Origin of the sequence: Inhella gelatinilytica, assembly GCF_016093295.1 — a bacterium.
Lineage (GTDB): Bacteria > Pseudomonadota > Gammaproteobacteria > Burkholderiales > Burkholderiaceae_C > Inhella > Inhella gelatinilytica.
The window spans coordinates 70560-91004 of record NZ_JAEDAL010000004.1; the positions used below are offsets into that span (position 1 = coordinate 70560).

The window sequence follows — 20445 nt, forward strand, 5'->3', positions numbered from 1 at the left end:
CGCCGTCTCCTAAAAACCTTGTTCTCTCGCTCGCGCGAGCGCATCCCGCCACACTGACAGGCGGGCCAGCGGATTGCCCGCCGTCGTCGCCCCCACGCCCTGCCACAGCCCCTCGGCGTTAAAACTAAAAACCGGCGCCAAGTCGGGCCGATCACTGGCCTTCTTGAGCACGGGATCGAGGTTGTCCAAAATCCAGGGCTCAGACTGGGGCGTGGGGTACCACGCCAACACCATGTGGGCCTGCGGTCGCCCGTCCAACTGGGCCCGCACATACACCATCCGCAAACTGCTTTCCGGCACGCCCTCCGCCAGCAACATGAAGTACTTGGCCATGGCCAAGTCCTCACAGTCGCCTCGCCCCTTGTCCAGGGTTTCCAGCGGGCTGGCCCAATAGTCGACCATCCCCCACACCGTCTGATCGTCCGTCCACTCCAAGCGCCCATTGACAAAGTCGTTGACAGAGCGCACCTTCTGAGCGGGATCAAGCGAACCGGAGCGTTCGATGGATTCGACAAGGGCCTGGGCCAGCCGCTGCGTACTCTGTGACAGCTTGGCCGCCGCCGCCAGAAACCGCGCACGCTCCCAGGCCAACCCCGACAGGGTCAGCAGGATGCACAGCAAGAAAATGGGCAGGCGACGCATGGCAGATTGCACGCCACTGTAGAGCTTTCGACCGCTCGCTTGACGACTGGCAAACCCTGCTGGGTATGCTGCGAGTCAGCAAGAAACGACACCGACCATGCAGATCGCCACCATTCAGCAGGAAATCCAAACCGCCCGAGACAAGGGCCCGCTGCGGGAGATCAAGATCCCGCCCTGCCCCGAACTGCTGACCCGACTGCGTGCGGCAATGGCCACGGCGCAGCCCGACCTCACCGAGATTCAGGCCATCGCCAGCGCCGATGTGGCCATGTCCGCCACCCTGATTCGGGTCGCCAACAGCCCCGTTCACATGGGGGACGGCACGCCCTGCGTGAGCGTGGGGCAAGCCCTCACGCGCCTGGGGTTGGATGCCACCGCGGAGTTGATGACCGGTTTCTTGATTCGCAACGCCATTCCGGTCAAGAGTCCGCACCTGCAGCGATTCTGGGAGCGCAGTGCCAAGCGAGCCACGGCGATGCGCTTGCTGGCTGCTCAGATTCCTGGCCTGGATGCCGACTTGGCCGGCATCTTTGGTCTGTTTTGCCATGTCGGCATGCCCGTACTCCTGCAAGCGGTGCGAGGGTACGGCGCAACTTTGGTCGAGGCCGCCGCGCGCATCGACCGGCCCTACGTTCAGACCGAAGATGCCAATCACCGCACCAACCACGCCGTCGTGGGGGCCCTGGTGGCCCGCGCCTGGAACCTGCCCCAGCCCCTGATGGCAGCTGTCCGCCTCCACCATGACTTCACGGTCTTGAACGACACCGAACTGGAGCCGGGCGTCGCCACGCTGGTCGCCGCCGGTCTGTTGGCTGAGCAGTTGATGCGGCGCAGTGAGAGCCTGAAACCCGACGCCGACTGGGCCGCCCACGGCGCCCAGGCCTTGGAATGGTTGCAGGTCGGAGACGCTGAAATGGACGAATGGGCCGATCAGCTACTCGAACTGACCGACCCCCTCTAACCCCTTCGCGCGAAAACCAGCGCTCAAAGCGCTGGCGTTCAAATCAACGGGCGGGTACGGTCACCCACGCCACTTCCAACCAGTTGTCAGGCCGGTGAACCGCCTTCAGGCCCGCACGGGCCGCCCAGGGAATGACCTGACGGTGCAGCGGGATCGTGTGGATTTGAGCCCGGAACTCGGCCAGCGCCTCCCGAACCAGCGTTTCGCGCTTCTTGGGGTCGATCTCCACACTGCTGCGTGCCGCCAGTTGGTCAAACTTGTCATTGCGCCAGTTGCCATAGTTGTAGGCCCCAACGCCCTTTTCACCCCGGTTGCGATAGACCGGCGCAAAGATGGACTCGGCATCGGTGATCGCACCGCCCCAGCCATACAGGTACAGGCTGGTGTCTAGCTTTTCCAATTTCGGGAAAAACAGCACCCGCGGCATGGCGTTGACCCGGACTTTGATCTTGAGTTGCGCCCACATGGACGCCAACGTCAGGCAGATTTCTTCGTCGTTGATGTAGCGGTTGTTGGGGCAATCCAGCGTCACTTCAAAGCCATCGGCATAGCCGGCCTCCGTCAGGAGTCGGCGAGCCAAATTCAAGTCATACGGCAACCGGCTCTGCAACTGCGGGTCACTGAAACTGGCCAGCGCCGAGGGGGTGAGCCCCCCCGTGGGTACGGCAAGGCCGTTCATCAGCTTGAGCTTGATGCCCTCGATGTCAATGGCGTGATACAGCGCCTGACGCACCCGCAAGTCTTTGAAGGGGTTTCGGCCGTCGGGCGATTTGCCATACAGCAACTGGTCTCGCCCTTGATCCATGCCGATGAACACCAAACGGTTTTCTGGGCCATCAATGACCTGCAAGCCCGGTTGCTGCCGCAGCCGGGCAATGTCGCGCGGCGCGGGGTCCAGCACCAAGTCCAGCTCGCCAGAGATCAAGGCGGCCAATCGCGTCGCATCGTTGGCGATCGGGGTGAACACAATGTCCTGCACATTGCCCTCAAACCGCCCCCACCACTGGGTGTTGCGCTTGAAGACATTTTTCACCCCGGGCTGACGCGACACCAGCACATAGGGTCCCGTGCCATTGGCATGGGTACTGGCGAAGGACTCCTCGCGATTCTTGAAATCCTGCGGCCGCGTGACGCGGTTCTTCTCCGCCCAGCCCTTGCTCATGATGAAGAGCAAGTCTATGTGTTGCAGAAAGATGGGGTTGGGTTTGTCGAGCTTGAATTCCACCGTGGCGTCATCCACGCGCCGGGGCGTCCCCACCGCGGTGGCGTATTGCACCAATTGAGAGGTGGGCTCCTTGGCCCGCTGCACCGAGAACACCACGTCGTCCGCGGTCAAGGGCGTCCCATCGTGAAACTTCACTCCGGATCGCAGTTTGAAGCGCCAGGTCAGCGGATCGGGGTTGCTCCACTCGGTCGCCAAGCCCGGCACGATCCCCAACTGGCGATCACGATTAACCAGCTTCTCGTAGACCTGCCCATTGACCATGTTGGTCATGCTCTCGTTCTGAGCATGGGGGTCGGCCGTCTGCAAATCGCCCTGGCTGGCCCAGCGCAAGGTCTGAGCCTGCGCGCCCAAGGCCAGCAACGCCCCCGCCACCATCGTCCACAGCGTACGCATCAACCCTCCTGCCCGCTCAGCGCGGTTGGCTCCACAACTCATTGATATGCGTGAACCCCCAGGTCGCCGGGTCTTCCCGCCCCACCACTTTGTCGCCGGTCTGAGCCAAATCCACGTCATGCACGTCAATGGGCATGTTGGACTTGGTCGAAAAGAACACGCGCACCTTGGGCGTGGTCAGCCGGCCGGGGTTCTGGTCGATCACCACGGCCATGCGGCCGGATTCCAACCGGACCAAGGTTCCCACCGGATAAATGCCAATCGAAACGACAAACGCCTGGAAGATTTTGGGGTCGAAATGGCCCTGCCACTGGGCCATGCGGGCGATCGATCCGGCCGGATCCCAGGCGTTCTTGTAGGGGCGATTGGACGTCACCGCGTCGTAAACATCGCACACCGAGCCCATGCGGGAAAAGAGGCTGATCTGGTCCGCCTTGAGTCGGTGCGGATAGCCTGTGCCATCAATTTTTTCGTGATGGTGCAGGCACACATCCAACACCGGTTCGGCGAACACCCCGCTGGCTCGCAGGGCTTCGTAACCCCGCGCCGGGTGCGAGCGCATCACGGCGAATTCCGGATCGGTCAACGAGCCCGGTTTGTTGAGGATTTCGAGCGGCACCAGCATCTTGCCCACGTCGTGGAGCAAGCCCGCCAAGCCCGCCTGGCGCTGTTCGGCTTCACTCAAACCCAACTGTTTGCCCAGTGACACCATCATGGCGCACACCGCCACGGAGTGCATGTAGGTGTAGTCGTCGCGCTGCTTGAGGCGAGCCAGGCTGATGAGCGCCGACGGGTTGCGCCAGACCGATCCGGCAATGTCCTCCACCACCGGCAGGCAATCTTCCTCTTTGATCGTGCGGCCCAGTCGGGCCTCCTCGAACATCGAGGCCACCTGGCGCTTGGAGTTTTGCATCAGCTCCGCCGCCCGCTCCAGCTCCTCTTCGAAACTCTGGGGCTTCACCGGAGCTGCCGCCACCGGCGTCGGTGCCGGCGCCGCAGCGGGAGGACTGGGTGCCGGGGGAGGCGCGGGCGGCGCCTCAACCCGCGGGAGGATTTCCGCTGCTGACGCCGGCACGTCTTTGCCCTTCACGACATCGATCCAAATGAAAGGCACCCCCGACCGGACCAGCGCGTCCAAATCTGCCGGGTCCCGCAGCAGAAACTTGGTCTTCCAAAACGGGTGCGAAAGCCAAGAGCCCTCCATCGACTGGAGGTACATACCCAGCTCAGCCTGAGAGGTCGGGATCTTCTTGAGCATGCGTCAAGTATCAACCGTTTCCCCAGGCCAACACCCCGGGCCATCCCCAAAAAACAAAAGCCGCCCGTGCAGGGCGGCTCAGGCGGGCCAGGGCAGCGTCTTAGCGCGTGGCCGACTGCGGTACCGTCTTCAATTCACCCGGCAGGCCCGCGAGGTACTTGGCGATTTGCTTGAGCTCCGCTGGGCTCAAAGCCGCCACCTGACCCTGCATGATGGCGTTGCCACGGCCCACCGTGCTCTGGCCCTTGATCTGGTAGCTCTTCAGCGCGACCAACAGGTAATCGGCATGCTGACCGGCCAGCTTGGGATGGTTGCCATCCAGCGTCTTGCTGAAATTGGCGCCATGACAGGCGGCACAGGCGGCCAGCTTGTCCTTCAGTGCCTCCGGGGCGGCCGCAACGTCAGCCGGCGCCGGCTCACCCTTGCCTTGCTGTTCATAGAACGCCGCCACATCCTTCATGTCTTGCTCAGACAGCGAACCGGATATGCCCCGCATCGTCGGGTGCTTGCGGTCACCCTTGGCATAGCCTTGCAGGGCCGCCACGATGTAGCCCGCGTTCTGCCCCGAAATCATGGGCACACGGTGCACTTCAGGGAAGCTGGCTTGATAACCAGGAATGCCATGGCAGCCGATGCACATCGCCACTTTCTTGGCGCCAGCAGCAGCGTCTTGGGCATGCACGGGGGCAAGGGCGGCAGCGGCCAGGGCCAGCGAGGTCAGCAAAGTGCGCATGATGAGGACTTGTTCTGGGCAATCAGGAATGGGCGCGCATTCTAGAGGGGTGCGCGGTCTGCCTTGATGCAGATCAACGGACTAGGGTTTTCCTGAGCCTCCTACACTTGCTTCCATGAAATTCAACGGCACCGCCCATTACGTCGCCACGGACGATCTGAAGCTGGCTGTCAACGCAGCCATTGCCCTGCAGCGCCCCTTGCTGCTCAAGGGGGAGCCGGGGACCGGCAAGACCTTGCTGGCCGAAGAAGTCTCCAGTGCGCTGGGACTGCCGCTGCTGCAGTGGCATGTCAAGTCGACCACCAAGGCGCAACAAGGTCTTTACGAGTACGACGCGGTCAGCCGCCTCCGCGACAGCCAGCTGAGTGATGCCGACAGCGCCGCCAAGGCTCGAGACATTCGCAACTACATCCTGAAGGGGGTTTTGTGGCAGGCGTTCGAGGCCGACCAGCCCGTCGCGCTCTTGATCGACGAGATCGACAAGGCCGACATCGAGTTCCCCAATGACTTGCTGCGCGAACTCGACCGCATGGAGTTCCACTGCTATGAAACGCGAGAAACCGTTCGTGCGCGACACCGGCCGGTGGTGTTCATCACCAGCAACAACGAAAAGGAACTCCCGGACGCTTTTTTGCGCCGCTGTTTCTTTCACTACATCCAGTTCCCCGATGCCGACACCATGCAGCGCATCGTTGATGCGCACTTTCCCAACCTGAAGAGCGATCTTCTGGCGGCTGCACTCAAGAGCTTTTATCAAGTGCGCAACCTGCCCGGGCTCAAGAAAAAGCCCTCCACCAGCGAACTGCTGGACTGGCTGCGTTTGCTGCTGGCAGAAAACCTGGGGCCCGAGCAATTGGGCGCCGGTGAGACCGGCCCGACGCGCGTGCCCCCGCTGGTTGGGGCCCTCCTCAAAAACGAGCAGGACTTGACCCTGTTTGAAAAGCTGCTGGTCATGCAGCGCCATCACCGGTGATCCAGGTTCAACCCACCGACCTAGCGCTGGGTCCCGTACACCTCGTTCCCCTGGGGCTGGAGCATGAACCCGGCTTGCTAGCCGCGGCCGCTGACGGCAAGCTGTGGGAGCTGGCCTTTACCTCGGTCCCCGAACCCAGCCAGACCCGCGCCTACATTGAGCAAGCGCTTGCCACCCCCAACCGACTGGCTTTTGCGGTGTTGGATGCCAAGACCGGGCGGGTGCTGGGCAGCACCAGCTATCACGACATCGTTCCCGCCGTGGATCGCTTGGAAATTGGCTGGACCTGGTACGCCCAGAGTAGTTGGCGCACGGCAGTCAACACCGCATGCAAGCTGGCGCTCTTAACCCATGCCTTTGACGCACTGGGCGCGGCGGTGGTGGGCTGGCGCACCGACCTTCTAAACACCCGCAGCCAAGCCGCCATCGAGCGTTTGGGGGCCCGGCGCGAGGGCGTCATCCGGCACGATCAACTGCGCCGTGATGGCACGGTTCGCGACACGGTGCGATACAGCCTGCTGGCCTCGGAGTGGCCAGCAGTCCGCAATCGGTTGCACCATCGTCTCCATCACGGCTAATCGCGGGGCCGGGTCTGTCAAACCGACCGGCAAACCCGGTTTCGACCGTCGGCTTTGGCCTTGTACAGCGCAGCATCGGCGCGCGCCAAGAGCGCAGGTGTCGATTCACCGGCGCGCGCCACATCCCACCCAATGCTGACCGTGAGGGGATACTGCCGGCCGCCCAGTCGGAGGGGCGACGACTCGACCCGCTGACGTACGCGCTCCGCCAACTGTTCAGCATCACTGGCATCGATATCGGGCAAGAGAACCAAGAATTCTTCGCCACCATAGCGGGCGAGCAGGTCCACCGAACGGAGCTCATGCTGCAGGCACGACCCCAAATGCACAAGCGCCCGGTCGCCGATCGGATGCCCGAGCTCGTCATTGATCCGCTTGAAATGGTCCACATCCACGAGCAGCGCGGCATAACCCCCAACGCCCTGATTCAGGCGCTTTTGTAGGCGGGCCAAGTGTTCATCCCCCGCCCGTCGGTTGGGCAGAGCCGTCAGTGCATCCTGTCGCGACAGCCTGTGAAGCCTTTGCACCAAACGCATGGCCACCGCCAAGCCCAGGGATAGATGCGTCAGCAATCCGGCCGTCATCAGCACCACAAGCAGACTGACATTCAACGGGGTGTCCACGAAAAGGGGCGCAGCGTCCCCAACACCCCCTGTGAGGGTAAAGATCAATCGCCCCACAAAAACCGCGCCAATGATGCGCAGGGGCCAAGTCAGCAATCGGCTCTCGTGGACCCCCAGCTCGTTGCGCGCGGGGACTCGAATGGTGTGCGCCGTTCGAAACAGCAGGTAAGCCCCCAACGTCGATGAGTAGGTCACGCTCCAGAACAGTGGCGCGCCCCCCATATATCCCCCCAATCCACAGACCAGTGCCAACAAGATGACCAGCAGCGCCTCTTCGTCATAACGGGGCGAGCGCAAAAAGATCTGGATTCCCAACCGCAACAGGATAAAGATGCCCGGGATTAGCATGTTGGCCAATTGATGGGATAACCAAAGTCCCGACCCTTGACCAAAAAGGGTCAGCGCAACTGTGCCAGCTGCCCAAAACGCTGCAGCAGCCCAATGAAAAGCTGGCACTGAGGGAACTACTTTCACCCGCGCAGTCGTCCACCACACCCCAGCGGCCAAGGCTTGCTGGACCAGGATGACCAACAGCAACAGTTCAGCGACATTCAGCCCTTTCATCGGAATCAGCCTAGCCGTGCGACGCACAGCCTCGCCCACGGGTTTGCCCGTGGGCGCCACAATCGGGTGCATGCTGCTGCCGTTTTTCCAAACCTTGCGCGCTGCGGGTGTTCCGGTGTCGCCCAAGGAGTTTCTGACACTGCTGGACGCCCTGCGGGTGGGTGTCATCGACCCGTCGATCGACCAGTTCTACAGCCTGGCCCGGACGGTCTTGGTCAAAGACGAATCGCTCTACGACCGGTTTGATCGCGCCTTCGCAGCGTTTTTCAAGGGCGCCGAACTCAAGGTGGAGCTGGCGCGATCGCTGCCCGAAGATTGGCTGAAAGCACAGCTCCAGTTGGAATTGAGCCCCGAGCAGCGTGCAGCGCTGGAGACGCTCGGTTGGGACGAGCTGCTGGATACGCTCAAAAAACGCCTCGAAGAACAAAAAGAACGACACCAAGGCGGTAACCGCTGGATTGGAACGGGGGGCACCAGCCCTTTTGGCAATGGTGGGGTGAACCCCGCCGGGGTTCGCATCGGCGGCGGGGGCGGGCAAAAGTCCGCGGTCAAGGTGTGGGAACAGCGGGGTTACCGCGATTACGACGATTCGGTCGAGTTGGGCACGCGCACCATCAAAGTGGCCCTGCGGCGCTTGCGCCGCTTCGCCCGCGAGGGCGCTGCCGACGAACTGGCACTGGACGACACCATTCGCGCCACCGCGGCCAATGCGGGGCTCTTGGACATCAAGATGCGGCCGGAGCGGCACAACAAGGTCAAGGTGCTGTTGCTCATGGATGTCGGCGGGACCATGGACGAACATGTGCACCGAGTCGAAGAGTTGTTCTCAGCCGTGAAGTCCGAGTTCAAACACCTGGAGTTCTTCTACTTCCACAACTGCATCTACGACTACGTGTGGAAAAACAACCGCCGGCGGTTCGCAGAAAAGACCCCGACCTGGGATTTGATCCACAAGTTCAATCGTGACTACAAACTGATTTTGGTCGGCGACGCCACCATGAGCCCGTACGAAATCTTGCAACCGGGCGGAAGCGTGGAGTACATGAACGAGGAGCCGGGATCCACCTGGCTGGACCGCTTAACCCAAGCCTTTCCGCGTCACGCGTGGATCAATCCGGAGCCCCAAGGCGTTTGGGAATACCGGCAAAGCATCCATCTCATTCAAGGCCTGATGCATCAGCACATGTTCCCCTTGACGCTGGCCGGCCTCGAAGGTGCGATGCGGCACCTCAGCAAGTAAGCCAGGTCAAGGGGCGTTGCCCTGCGGAGCAGGGGCCGGCGCATAGCGGGCCAAGATGGCGTGGATGGCCCCTTCACGTTCGAGGCTCGCCAGCGCCTCCAGCACACGGGACGGTTCGACGTTTGCCCCCTCTGGCACGGCACAGTGGTAGCCCGCCCGCTGCACTATCACGCTCCATGCGGCCAACTCATGCTCTGGGTGCTGTTGCCGGTACCAGTCCAAGGCTTGCTGGCTGACCACCGCCCAATCCGTTCGACGTCGGCTCAGTTTTTGCAACGCGCCGGCTTGGTCGCGGGCGTCCTCCCGACGCAGACTGCCGTTGGCGAAGCGTACTTGCAGCGTCGGGTAGCGATACGCCCTCACCGTACCCACCACCGCCCCTTTGGGCACGTCCGCCAGCTGCGTGATGGGCCGCTGCGAGCGGTGGCCCACCAGCCGGTCGGACACCTCAAAGAGCGGCGGGCTCCACTGAAACCGGTGAGCATCCGGGAACCAACTGGGGTCCATGCCGCATCCGAGGTCATAGGGACGTTCCAGGTTGGCTTCATGCGCACGCCGTTCGGTCAAAAACACGAACTCCAGCTTTCGTCCCAGGCGTTCCGCGACGGCCAACCCGATATCCCGATTGATCCCGGCCACCACCTCACCACCCACGATCTGGCCCCAGGGCATCGTCCAGGTTCCGCCATAACCCATGCGCAGGCTCGCGGGTTCCGCACGAACCGGGGCCGCCGCCATCAGCAGCCCAGTCAGCACCAAGACCCGGGGCCAGGCCCTCTGGGGCCACCCGTTGCAACGAGCCAACCAGCTGACGGTCATGGTGGGCGTCAGCTCAACAACAGGTCCACGTCTTGACCCACATCTCCAGCATCCGCGAGGCGCTTGCTCAGGTCGTCCAGGTCCAGGTGCAGGTGCTCGATCAACTCGGGCACGGCCGCCTTAAGGGCCCCAACCCGGTCGGTCTTGACCGCGTCGGCATCCGCCAGCACCTCGGCCAGATGCAAAACCGCCGCCATCAGGGAGAACGGTCGCACCGACATCGGATCATTGGCATCGGTGAAGGCCTGCACCATCTCCTTCGGGAAACGCCAATGGGCCGCCAGCGAGGCGGTCACATCGGCATGCGTACAGCCAAACCGGGTTTGCTCCAGCGAGTAACGGCTGCCGGGCTCCTGGGCATGGGTTTCCACATCCGCCACTTGCTGCCCCTCGGTCATGGCCATCAGCAGCTCACCAGTCCGCAGCATCAGGCCCGCCAGGTACACCTCGTCGGCGTCCAGGCGCAGCAGCTTCGCCAACAGGCGGGCATAGGCCGCCGTCGACACGGCATGGCGCCAAAACACCTTGCGATCGAGCCCCATGACGGCCGGGAAGGCCCCCGAAATGGCAGCGGCCATCGACAGGTTGCGCAGCAAGTCCATGCCCAGGGCATTAGCCGCATCGTGCAGCGTGCCAATGTTGTGCGACGGGGAGTAGCGGGCGCTGTTGGCCAAGCGCAGCACTTTGGCCGACAAGGTGGCGTCCTTGCCAATCAGTTCGGCCAACTTCGCCATGTTGATGTTGGGATCGTCAAAGCTCTTGAGCAGACGGCTCGCCACTTCGGGCATGGTGGGCAGCGCGCTGTGATTGGCAAAAAAGCGCTCCGCCGCCGCGGGTATGGGGTGCACAGTCGAGTTCATCTTGGTCTCTCCACAGAAGGCGCGTTGGTGCTCAGTATGGCGCTCGGCGACGGCGCAATTGGGCCTGCAAATCGCTCAACGGCACCGTGCTTTCCCCAGTGCTGCGCGGCTCCGCGCGGATGGCGTGGCCGCAGACGAATTCCAGGGTCAACCGCAAGCGTCCGTCCGGCCCGCGCAAGTGCGATTCCGCCGCCGCCAGCCAGCGCGCTCGCCAGCCGGGGGTCCGACAGCCCACAAAGCGATCCGGCGCCACATTTCCCCCCAGGGCCTGCAGATCGCGCCACAAATCCTCCGCACACCCCCAGGTGAGCGTGAGTCGCTCTTGATCCATGACGGGGTCGGCAAACCCCGCCTGGAGCAGCGCATCCCCCAAGTCATGCAAATCCATCCACGCCGGTGTCGCCGCGCCCCAGCCATGTGCGGCATACAGCGAGCGCAACTCCAAAAAACTGTCCGGCCCCAGGCTGGAGAAGAGGACATAGCCTTGCGGCGCCAGCGCATAAGACCAGCGAGCAAAAACCGCTTGAGGGTCGTTGACCCCCAGCACGCCCAGATTGGCCCAAACCATGTCCGACAAGCCAGCCTTCAGCTCGGAGGGCTCGCAAACGCAATCATTCACCGTCCGCCAGGGCTGCCACCAGGGTCGCGCCACCTGCTGCCGCGCCGCCAACGCCGCGGCCCCCTCTTCGACCCAAACCAGTTGAGCCTCAGGATACCGAGCCCTCACCGCTTCCGACCCGCCTCCAACCCGGCTGTGCCACAACACAATGGACCGGGCTTCCAGTTTGATCAAGGGCAGGCGCTCGGCCATGCGCGCACTGAGCGCCTGCATCAGCCACGGCACCTCGCCCCGCCCTTCAAGGCGACGGCGCTGGCGCTGCACCGCGTTCGGATCGGGAGGCAATAGAGTCATGGTCCTCACAGTATCGGTGCCGAAAGCATGCGCCTCCTCTCTCGCTTGCATCCGCGGAACTGGCCCCTGGCCGGGGGCTGCTGGGTCTGCCTGGCTTGGGGCTCCGATCGCGTGTGTACCGATTGCCGGGCGCTCTTCCTGCCTCAGCGTCTGCGGTGTAGTGGCTGCGCACTGCCGCTGCCCGCCCCCCCGCCGGGCGACGGGCTGTCGCTGTGCGGTGCCTGTTTGCGCGAGCCCCTGGGGTTGGATCACTGCCATGCCGCCGTGGACTACCAAGAGCCGTGGGCCGATTTGCTTAAGCACATGAAATTTCGCGGGCACTTGGTCGTCGCCGAGGTGCTGGTCCCGTTGTGGCCACTGGGCGTCCCCCCCGATGTGCTGTTGCCCGTGCCCCAGCACCCCGATCGCCTGGTGGAGCGGGGCTTCAATCCGCCCGAAGTTTTGGCCCAAGCATTGGCCCGCCGCACCGGCTGGGCGGTCCAAACCGGTTGGTTGCTCCGGCCGGTGCCCACGCCACCCCAGACCCGCCTGACCCGGGCCGAACGCCACGACAATCTGCGGGGCGCCTTTGCGCTCTCACCCCGGGCCCAACCGCGCGGTCTTCACATCGCCCTGGTCGACGATGTGCTGACCACCGGCGCCACGCTGTCGGCACTGGCCCAATTGCTGCGCCGACAGGGCGCGGCCCAGGTCAGCGCCTATGTCGCTGCGCGAACGCCCGACCCCACCCATTGATCGCCTGCCTGCCCGTGTTCAACATCGTCCTGGTCCACCCCGAAATTCCCCCCAACACCGGCAATGTGATTCGCTTGGCGGCGAATACGGGTTGCCGGCTGCACCTGATCGAGCCCTTGGGCTTTTCGTTGGAGGACAAGCTCCTGCAGCGCGCGGGCTTGGACTACCACGAGTACGCAGAACTGCGGACTCATGCGAATTGGGATCAATTCCTGGCCAACGAAGCCCCCGACCCCGCACGACTCTTTGCCTTCACAACCCGAGGCCAGCGCAGCTTCACGGCCCCCGCCTGGACCGCCGGGGACTGGCTGGTGTTTGGCAGCGAATCCGCCGGCCTGCACCCCAACGTTCGATGCCGCATTCCGATGGAGAACTGGCTGCGCTTGCCCCTGCGGCCGCAGCAGCGCAGCTTGAACCTGAGCAATGCCGTGGCGGTGGCCGTGTTTGAGGCCTGGCGACAGAACGGTTATGCGGGCTCGACCGGCGCCTCGCCCGCGACCCGCTGAAGCAAGAACCGCGCGGACACGAAATTCACGCACAACCCGGCCCCACTGCCCAGCGCCACCCCCACCAAAGCCGCAAAAGACGGTTGGGGAGTCCAGCGCATGTAGGCCCAGTACACGGCGAAGTTCACCAGCGCCCCCACCCCCATCAGAAGGCAATACGCCCCCCACTCCCCAAGGCGTGACTGCACCCGGGGTCGATGGTCAAAAGTAAAAGAACGGTTCAAGACCCACGTAAGGGTCATGGAGCCCAGCAGCGACACCACCCGGCCCCACGTGGAGCCGAGAACTGGCATCAAACCGAGCAAGAGGCTGCTGTCCACCGCAAAACCCAGAGCACCCACCCCGCAAAAGCGAGCCAGGGCCCCCAACCTGGCCGGCGGCTGAACGCTCACAGGCTCGACTCGGCGGTGGGCAGGGACAGGAATCCCACAACCAAGGAGGTCAGCAGGCCCAAACCGCCCAGGCTACCCAGCGTCACGGCTGCACTGACCTCGCGCATCAAGCTGGCGGGCGGCAGTTGCCCGTAGCCACTGCTGCCCCAGGCCCAGACAGAACTCAGCCCCCAGTAGAGACCCGCCCCAATCAAGCCAAGGCCCAGCAGCCCCCCCACCTCCAGGGCGGGGGATTCGCGCAGCCAGCGCAGCAGTTGCCGGTCCTCCAGCAGCCCTTCACGCGCGCCGACCATGCGAACCAATAGGCCAAAACTCATGGCGCTGGTCCCCAGCAGGAGGCCCGCCTGCGCATACATGAGGGTGTGAACATCGAGGGCCACATGCCCCAACTGCAACGGGCCCATCAGCAACGGCACATATAGGGCCGAAGACCCCACCAGCAGAGCCAGACCCGGCAGCCAGAATAGCCAGCGCGGGCTGAACAGCAGCATGAAGCGCAGGTGGCGCCACCCGTCCCGCCAGGGCCGCAAGTGCGGCGGGCGCGAGCGGCCGTCGGGCGAGAGCGTGGTGGGCACTTCGCTGATGCGCATCTTGAGCAGCGTGGCCTTGATCACCATTTCCGAGGCGAATTCCATGCCCGTGGTGCGCAAGCCCATGCGCAGGAACGCGTCCCGCCGAAACCCACGCAGCCCGCAGTGGAAATCGCGCACCGGGCACTTGAACAACAAGCGGCCGATCCACGACAACACGGGGTTTCCGATGTATCGGTTTTTCCAGGGCATGGCCCCCGGCGCAATCCCCCCCTTGAAGCGATTGCCCATGACCAAGTCGTCCCCGGCCTCCAGCCGATCGACAAAGGCATCCAACTGGCTGAAATCGTAGGAGTCGTCGGAGTCGCCCATGATGATGAACTCCCCGCGCGCGCCCATGGCCCCAGCATTCAAGGCCGCGCCATAGCCGCGTCGCGGCACGGGCAAGACGCGAGCGCCCAGCGATTCCGCGATCGCCTGGGATCCATCGGTGCTGCCGTTGTCCGCAACCAGCACTTCGGCCTCGATGCCCCGGTGAGCGATCCAGCGTTGCGCTTTTTGAATGCAGGCCCCCAGGGTTTCGGCCTCATTGAGGCAGGGCATCAGGATGGTGAGTCGAGTCATAAATTAATTGGGCCGCAGCCATCAACAAGACACCGCCGAGTACCCACAAGTGGGTACAGGGCAGCAAGTACAGAATGTTCACACCAGGGAAAGCGGACACATCGACCAGGGCCAGCAGCACCGTGCGCACGCCCGCCAAGGCCCAGCACAGCAAGCCCCAAGCCAACAGCGGGGGCGCCGGCTGGCGCCAGGCCCGGCGCAGCCCCGTCGCCAGCAAGATCCACAGCCCCGCGAAGGCCATGAATGGCAGCGCTGCATGGCGATACAGCTCACCCAGGGCGTATTTCAGGCGCAGCGCCGCCCCGTCACCAACACCGTGTGAAACCCGGTCAATCGCCACCCGCCCGCCATCCGGCAACGGCGCCTGAAAGCCCTTGCGCAGGGCGGTCAAGGGCATGGCCACGTCCGGCTGCCCGATCAGGCGGATCTGACACTGTGCCCCGTCTGCCACCTGCACACGAAACCGGTTGTCGCTCGCCTTCGGGTTCTGAAGTGCCGTGACTAGGTCCGGGCTAGGCAGCCGCTCGATAGGAATCACCTGGGTTCTGCTCCCTTCTCCACACAGCAATTCGGGCCAGTCTCCGCGCGGCGAGACCAACCAGCCCTGGATGCGCCACACGTCGTCCTGAGACAACGGCATGTAGCGGGCCAGGCCCGTGAAACGCGCGAACGCCGCCACTGCCTCCGGCGAACCCCGGCTTGGGCCATCCGTTAGCGGCACTCGCTCCTGGTACAGGGCCATTCCCCAGGCGCGTTGGATCGCACCCGGAAAAGCCGCCCAAGCCCGGTAGCTCATCTGAGGCAGGAACGGCACGGCCAGCTGGCGGCACTTCAACTGACCGGACTCACAGGCATCCCGTAACTCCGTCGCCACTCGAGCAAAGAAAGCGTCCGCCTGAACACCCGATTGGAAGTGCCCCCGGGCCGCGGCTGCAGAGCGCAGAGCCCACATGAACCACCCTCCGGCGTAGTCCCCGCAGGTATCGGGGTACAGACCACAGCCCCAGGCCTTCCAGTCCGCACCCCCGTCTTCGAGCACTCCGCGCAACTCTGCGAAGGCGGGGCTGACCGCATAGGCCGCCTCCCGCTGCAGCCGGGTCACGGGCACGTAGTCCACGACCGGGCCGGCCTCAATCCCCCCCAGCAGACCCAAAGTCTCGACAAATGGCGCCCGCTTGAAATCCACCACCGCCCAAATGCCATATCGCAACCAGTTGGCACTGCAGACCAAGGCCAGCACCAGGGCGCAGGCCCCGCCCGCCTGCAGCCAGGGCCGTAACGCCGACAGCCAATCGACCCGCCGTCGCCACACCGCCAATGACAGCACCGCCGCCACACCGGGGAGCATCCAGACCCCCTCTTCGCGAGTGGCCCAGAAGGCGGCAAACACCGCGCCATAGGCCCAGGCGGTGGCGCGCCGCGCCCCCGGCCTCAGCAGGTGCATGAGCCCGACAAGTACCAGCAACGTCAGGTCGTGGTACAGCGCATCACGCACCACGCGAATCGGTAGCGCGGCAGGCTGGATGAGCAGCAACCCCATGGCAAGCAAGGTCCAGCGGGCCGACAAGCCCCAATGCCGAAGCTCCCGACCCAGCAGCCAGACGGTGCCAAGGTGAACCAAGCCCAGGCTCAAGCTCAACGGCAAGCCCAGTCCGTGATTCATGGCCAGGAACAGGCTGAACGTGGGACCTTTGGCCAGCGTGAGCTCGTCATATCGGCCCAACCAACTGCCACCAACCAGCTTGGCGCCCAGCTGCCAAAAAAGTGCATCGTCCAGCGCCGCGTCTGGCAGCAACGTCAATGGCAGGTGCATGCACCACGCCAGGAAGAGCACCGCCACACCCAGCATTAGCACGTGCATGCGTGGCGTCCAATCAAACCCAGCCGACGTGCCTATGGCGGGTGCGCAGGCGCGCCCGTTAAGCCCGGCTGACCGCAAGCAAATCCCCGTCCAGCTCAAATCTCAGCCCGCGGATCGCGCGCCATCAAACGCCCCAAAGCTTGCTCGGGTCCGAGACGGCCTTCCAGCAGATCGACCACAATGGCTGTGATGGGCAAATCCTGGCCCAAACGCTGACCACGCTCCAAAACCGTGCGGGCGCTGTATACCCCTTCGGCAACATGCCCCAGTTGGGCCAAAGCCTGCTGCAAGCTCAGACCTTGCGCCAGCAGCACCCCCACTCGGCGATTACGGCTGAGTTCGCCGGTTGCGGTCAGCACCAAGTCCCCAAGCCCCGACAGACCCAAAAAGGTTTCGGCGCGCGCGCCCAGGGCCAGCCCAAGCCGGGTCATCTCGGCCAGACCGCGCGTCAATAGCGCGGCCCGGGCATTGAGTCCTGGTGCCTCGGCCCACGCTTGCCGGGCCTCGGCGCGCTCGCGCAAGCCGTCTGCCACCCCGCCTGCGATGGCCATGACGTTCTTCACCGCGCCCCCCACCTCGACCCCGACCGGGTCAGCCGAGGTGTAGACCCGCAAGCGGTCCCCATGAAAGGCGGCCACTGCCAAATCGGAGACCACGGGCTCTTCAGCGGCGGCAACCAGGGCCGTGGGCTGCCCCCGAGCGACCTCTTGCGCAAAACTCGGGCCCGACAGCACACCCACAGCCCGTCGACCCACTTCGCGGGCGATCTCGTGTCCCAACAGCCCCGTGCCTGCCTCAAACCCTTTGCACAGCCACAGCAGGGGCGTATCGCCCGGACAGGCCTTCAGACACTCCCGAAGGCCCGACATGGGCGTGCCGATGATGACCAAGTCGGCGCCAGACACCGCGGTCTCCCGGTCGGTCGCCACCTGCAAGCCCGAAGGGAACACCTGACCTGGCAGGTAGCGCGCGTTGACGCGCTCGGTTTGCAAGGCGTGGGCTTGCGCGGCATCACGGGCCCACAGGCGCACTTCATGGCGCCCTGCGGCTTGGATCGCCAGGGCCGTGCCCCAGGCGCCGGCCCCCAACACGGTGAGTTTCATACGCTGGCCTCAAACAAAAAGCGCGCCTCAAAGGCGCGCCAGCGATTGTGCCGATGGGCCCATCAGTTGGCGGTCACGCCAGCCGCTTGCTCGGCTTGTGCTTGTTGTTGCGCCTCAAACATGGCCTGGAAGTTCACTTCGCTGAGCAGCACCGGCGGGAAGCCCGCGCGGGTGCACATGTCCGAGACGATGGCGCGCAAGTACGGGTAAAGCATCTGCGGACACACCACCCCCAACACGCCTTGCAGCTGGTCGTCGGGCAGGTTGCGAATCTCAAAGATGCCCGCTTGCTTGGCCTCGATCAAAAACAGCGTCTTGTCGCCCACTTTCGTGGTCACCGTGGCCGTCACACTGACCTCAAAGAAACCCTCGTTGATGGGTTCGGCAGCCAAGGTCAGGTTGATGTCCACCTGCGGCTGGCCCTGCTCCAACAGGATGGCCGGGGCATTGGGCTGCTCCAGCGACAAGTCCTTGAGGTACATGCGCTGGATGTTGAACACGGGTTGCAGGTTCTCGTCAGACATGAATGGCTTTCAAATGGAAATAAAGGCCCCGGACGGGCCAAAGCCCGCCATTATCCCTGCAGCAAGGGAATCAAGCCGCCCGCCCGATCCAGTGCGGTGAGGTCGTCACACCCCCCGACGTGGGTCGCGCCGATGAAGATCTGCGGCACGGTCCGCCGGCCGGTCAGGCTCATCATGTGGTCGCGCGCCTGGGGGTCCAAGTCGATTCGAATCTCTTCGATCTGCTGAACGCCCCGCTGGGCAAGCAGTTGTTTGGCACGGATGCAGTACGGGCACACCTGGGTGGTGTACATGCGCACGGTCTGCATCATGCGCCCCCCTTTTCAACGGGCAAATTGGCTTCGCGCCAAGCATTCATCCCGCCCGCCAGCACCACCACCTTCTCGTGGCCGAGCTTTTGCAGCTGTCGGGCCGCGCGGCCCGCGCGCATGCCGCTGGCGCATAGCAGCACGATGGGCAGGGACTTGTTGCTGGGCAGTGCCTTGGCACCCGCCTCAATTTGACCCAGCGGCAGGCTGCGCGCGCCCGCTGCATGGCCAGCCGCATATTCGGCCGGCTCACACACGTCCACCAGCACCGCTTTTTCGCGGTTCATCAGACGCACGGCCTCCGAGGCCGAAACCCCGGCCGTCTTACCGGACAGGCTGGGCCACATCAAGGCCAAACCCGCCCCCACAGCCAACGCCACCAGATGCCAGTTCTGGCTCAAAAAATCGATCACGGTCGTGCCCCCATACAAGAGGCGAGATTTTAGGCGTCAGCCCAAAACCCGACCGACCAGCGGGCCTTGGGGCGCGGGACCGGTGAGCTGCCCCGGGGCTTGCGCTCAGTGCAAGCGGAAGATGGACACGGCTTGTTGCAGGCCTTGCGCTTGTTGCTCCAGACTGCTCGCCGCTGCCGCAGCCTCCTCCACCAAGGCCGCGTTTTGTTGCGTCATTTGGTCAATCTGCATGATGGACTCGTTGACCTGCCCGATGCCTTCGCTTTGCTCCGTGGAGGCGGCCGTGATTTCGGCAATGATGTCGGTGACACGCTGCACGCTGGCCACGATTTCGGTCATCGTCTTGCCGGCATCCTGGACCAGTCGACTGCCCGACTCAACCCGGTCCACGCTGGCGCCAATCAAAGCTTTGATTTCCTTGGCCGCCTCGGCACTGCGCCCGGCCAGACTGCGGACCTCACCGGCCACCACCGCAAACCCACGGCCCTGCTCACCCGCCCGCGCCGCTTCCACAGCCGCATTCAAGGCCAGGATGTTGGTTTGGAAGGCGATGCCATCGATCACGCCGATGATGTCGGCAATCTTTTTGGACGAGGTGTTGATGTCGTTCATGGTGTGCACCACCTGATCGACCACTTGCCCGCCGCGCTGGGCCACTTCGGCGGCCGAACCCGCCAACTGATTGGCTTGCCGCGCGGCATCCGCGCTGTGGCGCACGGCCTCGGTCAGTGTGCGCATGGTGGAGGACGTGGACTCCAAGGAGCCCGCTTGCTTTTCCGTTCGCACCGACAAGTCCTGGTTACCAATGGCAATCTCTTGCGAAGCGGTCCCCATAGAGTCAGTGCCCGAGCGTACGTTTCGCACGATGCTCGCAAGCCCTTGTGCCATTTCCTGCACCGCGGCCAGCAAGCTCGCATCTGCGCCTGGCGCCACCTGGATGTCTTGGGACAAGTCCCCCTGCGCCATGCGCTGCATCACTTCACGAGCGTACTCCGGCTCGCCTCCCAGTTGACGCCACACATTGCCGATAACCCATGCACTGGACGCGAACAGGCCGAGAACGATAACCGCCCCCAAAGCCACGGTGACCCACACACCACGACTCACACCGCCGCGCGCATCGGACAACCCACTGTCAAAACCCTCTCGCGCCAACTTGCGGGCTGAGGCCAGACTAGTTTGCAAGTCCTTGAGCGTGTCCTGCATGCGTTTGACTGCTGCATTGCTGTCACCCTGCTTGATGTCCATGAGGATTTCAGCTGCCCCCACGGCTGCACCGTAATACGCCTCAAAGTCTTTGGTGAGCTTGTTCGTCGCGTCAGCGTGCCGGGGCAGAGCCTTGAGAGAACTCAGGAGCTTGCGCAACTCGCTCGCCCGCTGACCCGCCTCCTCCAGACGCTTCTTTTCGCCCTCAGCCACCGCACTTTGCACCAAGCCCACCAACGCCTCCAAATGGGCATTGAACTGCGTGGTCTGGTCCATGTATGGGTAGTCGGCATCGCCGACTTCCTGAATCAGACTGGAAGTGCGCGCCGAAAGCGTCACCAGCAGGATGATCCCCAGCGCAAAAATCACGGCCGCCCCAATGGGCAGGGTCCAAATGCGTGTCTTGACCTTCATGACGGACGCTCCAAGAAAGTATTGAGTCTGTCGGTCTTCCCTACGGC

General features: G+C 63.9%; 22 protein-coding genes. 6 read left to right on the forward strand and 16 right to left on the reverse strand.

Annotated features, from left to right (window positions below; translation table 11 throughout):
- Positions 1–9 precede the first annotated feature (9 nt).
- The gene (locus I7X43_RS09920; protein ID WP_198100783.1) at positions 10–642 is read right to left on the reverse strand and encodes a transglutaminase-like cysteine peptidase; all 633 of its coding nucleotides are present in this window, start codon (positions 640–642) and stop codon (positions 10–12) included.
- Between the two features lie 97 nt (positions 643–739).
- Here I7X43_RS09920 and I7X43_RS09925 point away from each other — a divergent pair, with 97 nt between their 5' ends.
- Complete coding sequence (locus I7X43_RS09925) at positions 740–1603, forward strand: HDOD domain-containing protein (protein WP_198100784.1); 864 nt, start codon at positions 740–742, stop codon at positions 1601–1603.
- Positions 1604–1646: 43 nt separating this feature from the next.
- Here the strand turns inward: I7X43_RS09925 and I7X43_RS09930 are convergent, their stop codons facing one another.
- From I7X43_RS09930 to I7X43_RS09940, 3 genes are all read right to left on the reverse strand, one after another.
- The gene (locus I7X43_RS09930) at positions 1647–3221 is read right to left on the reverse strand and encodes an ABC transporter substrate-binding protein (RefSeq protein ID WP_198100785.1); all 1575 of its coding nucleotides are present in this window, start codon (positions 3219–3221) and stop codon (positions 1647–1649) included.
- A 16-nt stretch (positions 3222–3237) separates the two neighbouring features.
- Positions 3238–4479 carry a cyclic di-GMP phosphodiesterase gene (locus I7X43_RS09935; protein ID WP_198100786.1) on the reverse strand — a complete coding sequence of 414 codons (1242 nt, stop codon included), beginning with the start codon at positions 4477–4479 and terminating at the stop codon, positions 3238–3240.
- A gap of 100 nt (positions 4480–4579) precedes the next feature.
- Positions 4580–5215 carry a c-type cytochrome gene (locus tag I7X43_RS09940; protein ID WP_445666940.1) on the reverse strand — a complete coding sequence of 212 codons (636 nt, stop codon included), beginning with the start codon at positions 5213–5215 and terminating at the stop codon, positions 4580–4582.
- 112 nt (positions 5216–5327) lie between these two features.
- On the opposite strand from I7X43_RS09940, the gene I7X43_RS09945 reads away from it, so the two are divergent.
- Positions 5328–6185 carry an AAA family ATPase gene (locus I7X43_RS09945; RefSeq protein WP_198100788.1) on the forward strand — a complete coding sequence of 286 codons (858 nt, stop codon included), beginning with the start codon at positions 5328–5330 and terminating at the stop codon, positions 6183–6185.
- The gene (locus I7X43_RS09950; RefSeq protein WP_198100789.1) at positions 6182–6763 is read left to right on the forward strand and encodes a GNAT family N-acetyltransferase; all 582 of its coding nucleotides are present in this window, start codon (positions 6182–6184) and stop codon (positions 6761–6763) included. The genes I7X43_RS09945 and I7X43_RS09950 overlap by 4 nt, the downstream gene beginning before the upstream one ends.
- Before the next feature lie 17 nt (positions 6764–6780).
- Here I7X43_RS09950 and I7X43_RS09955 read toward each other — a convergent pair whose 3' ends face one another.
- A complete protein-coding gene (locus I7X43_RS09955; protein WP_198100790.1) occupies positions 6781–7734 on the reverse strand; it encodes a GGDEF domain-containing protein in 954 nt (317 codons plus the stop codon).
- Positions 7735–8020: 286 nt separating this feature from the next.
- Between I7X43_RS09955 and I7X43_RS09960 the strand changes: the two genes are divergently transcribed.
- Positions 8021–9190: a vWA domain-containing protein gene (locus I7X43_RS09960; RefSeq protein WP_198100791.1), complete on the forward strand. Its 1170-nt coding sequence runs from the start codon at positions 8021–8023 to the stop codon at positions 9188–9190.
- 6 nt (positions 9191–9196) lie between these two features.
- Here I7X43_RS09960 and I7X43_RS09965 read toward each other — a convergent pair whose 3' ends face one another.
- Genes I7X43_RS09965 through I7X43_RS09975 form a run of 3 tightly spaced genes read right to left on the reverse strand, consistent with a single transcriptional unit; the run spans position 9197 to position 11782 of the window.
- Entirely contained in the window at positions 9197–10009 is an 813-nt protein-coding gene (locus I7X43_RS09965; protein WP_198100792.1) for a substrate-binding periplasmic protein, read from the reverse strand.
- A gap of 8 nt (positions 10010–10017) precedes the next feature.
- Positions 10018–10869 carry an HDOD domain-containing protein gene (locus I7X43_RS09970; RefSeq protein ID WP_198100793.1) on the reverse strand — a complete coding sequence of 284 codons (852 nt, stop codon included), beginning with the start codon at positions 10867–10869 and terminating at the stop codon, positions 10018–10020.
- A 31-nt stretch (positions 10870–10900) separates the two neighbouring features.
- Complete coding sequence (locus tag I7X43_RS09975; RefSeq protein ID WP_198100794.1) at positions 10901–11782, reverse strand: class I SAM-dependent methyltransferase; 882 nt, start codon at positions 11780–11782, stop codon at positions 10901–10903.
- 27 nt (positions 11783–11809) lie between these two features.
- Between I7X43_RS09975 and I7X43_RS09980 the strand changes: the two genes are divergently transcribed.
- Both I7X43_RS09980 and I7X43_RS09985 read left to right on the forward strand, forming a co-directional pair.
- Positions 11810–12517, forward strand: coding sequence for a ComF family protein (locus I7X43_RS09980; protein WP_198100795.1), 708 nt, complete (start codon positions 11810–11812; stop codon positions 12515–12517).
- Between the two features lie 14 nt (positions 12518–12531).
- Positions 12532–13023, forward strand: a complete 492-nt coding sequence (locus I7X43_RS09985; RefSeq protein WP_198100796.1) for a tRNA (cytidine(34)-2'-O)-methyltransferase — start codon at positions 12532–12534, stop codon at positions 13021–13023.
- Here I7X43_RS09985 and I7X43_RS09990 read toward each other — a convergent pair.
- The 8 genes from I7X43_RS09990 to I7X43_RS16575 all read right to left on the reverse strand — a co-directional run bounded on the left by I7X43_RS09990 (position 12984) and on the right by I7X43_RS16575 (position 20398).
- Positions 12984–13415, reverse strand: coding sequence for a GtrA family protein (locus I7X43_RS09990; protein ID WP_198100797.1), 432 nt, complete (start codon positions 13413–13415; stop codon positions 12984–12986). The genes I7X43_RS09985 and I7X43_RS09990 overlap by 40 nt on opposite strands.
- Positions 13412–14569, reverse strand: a complete 1158-nt coding sequence (locus I7X43_RS09995; RefSeq protein WP_198100798.1) for a glycosyltransferase family 2 protein — start codon at positions 14567–14569, stop codon at positions 13412–13414. The genes I7X43_RS09990 and I7X43_RS09995 overlap by 4 nt, the downstream gene beginning before the upstream one ends.
- On the reverse strand, positions 14532–16430 hold the full coding sequence (locus I7X43_RS10000) for a hypothetical protein (protein WP_198100799.1): 1899 nt from the start codon (positions 16428–16430) through the stop codon (positions 14532–14534). Before I7X43_RS10000 ends, I7X43_RS09995 begins: the two co-directional genes overlap by 38 nt.
- Before the next feature lie 95 nt (positions 16431–16525).
- Positions 16526–17533, reverse strand: a complete 1008-nt coding sequence (locus I7X43_RS10005) for an NAD(P)H-dependent glycerol-3-phosphate dehydrogenase (RefSeq protein WP_198100800.1) — start codon at positions 17531–17533, stop codon at positions 16526–16528.
- Between the two features lie 62 nt (positions 17534–17595).
- Positions 17596–18057 (reverse strand): protein-export chaperone SecB, encoded by a 462-nt coding sequence (gene secB / locus I7X43_RS10010; protein ID WP_198100801.1) that lies wholly within the window; start codon positions 18055–18057, stop codon positions 17596–17598.
- A gap of 50 nt (positions 18058–18107) precedes the next feature.
- Positions 18108–18365: a glutaredoxin 3 gene (grxC, locus tag I7X43_RS10015; RefSeq protein WP_198100933.1), complete on the reverse strand. Its 258-nt coding sequence runs from the start codon at positions 18363–18365 to the stop codon at positions 18108–18110.
- Positions 18365–18775 (reverse strand): rhodanese-like domain-containing protein, encoded by a 411-nt coding sequence (locus tag I7X43_RS10020; RefSeq protein WP_198100934.1) that lies wholly within the window; start codon positions 18773–18775, stop codon positions 18365–18367. The genes grxC and I7X43_RS10020 overlap by 1 nt, the downstream gene beginning before the upstream one ends.
- Positions 18776–18883: 108 nt before the next feature.
- Positions 18884–20398 (reverse strand): methyl-accepting chemotaxis protein, encoded by a 1515-nt coding sequence (locus I7X43_RS16575; protein WP_198100802.1) that lies wholly within the window; start codon positions 20396–20398, stop codon positions 18884–18886.
- Positions 20399–20445 lie beyond the last annotated feature (47 nt).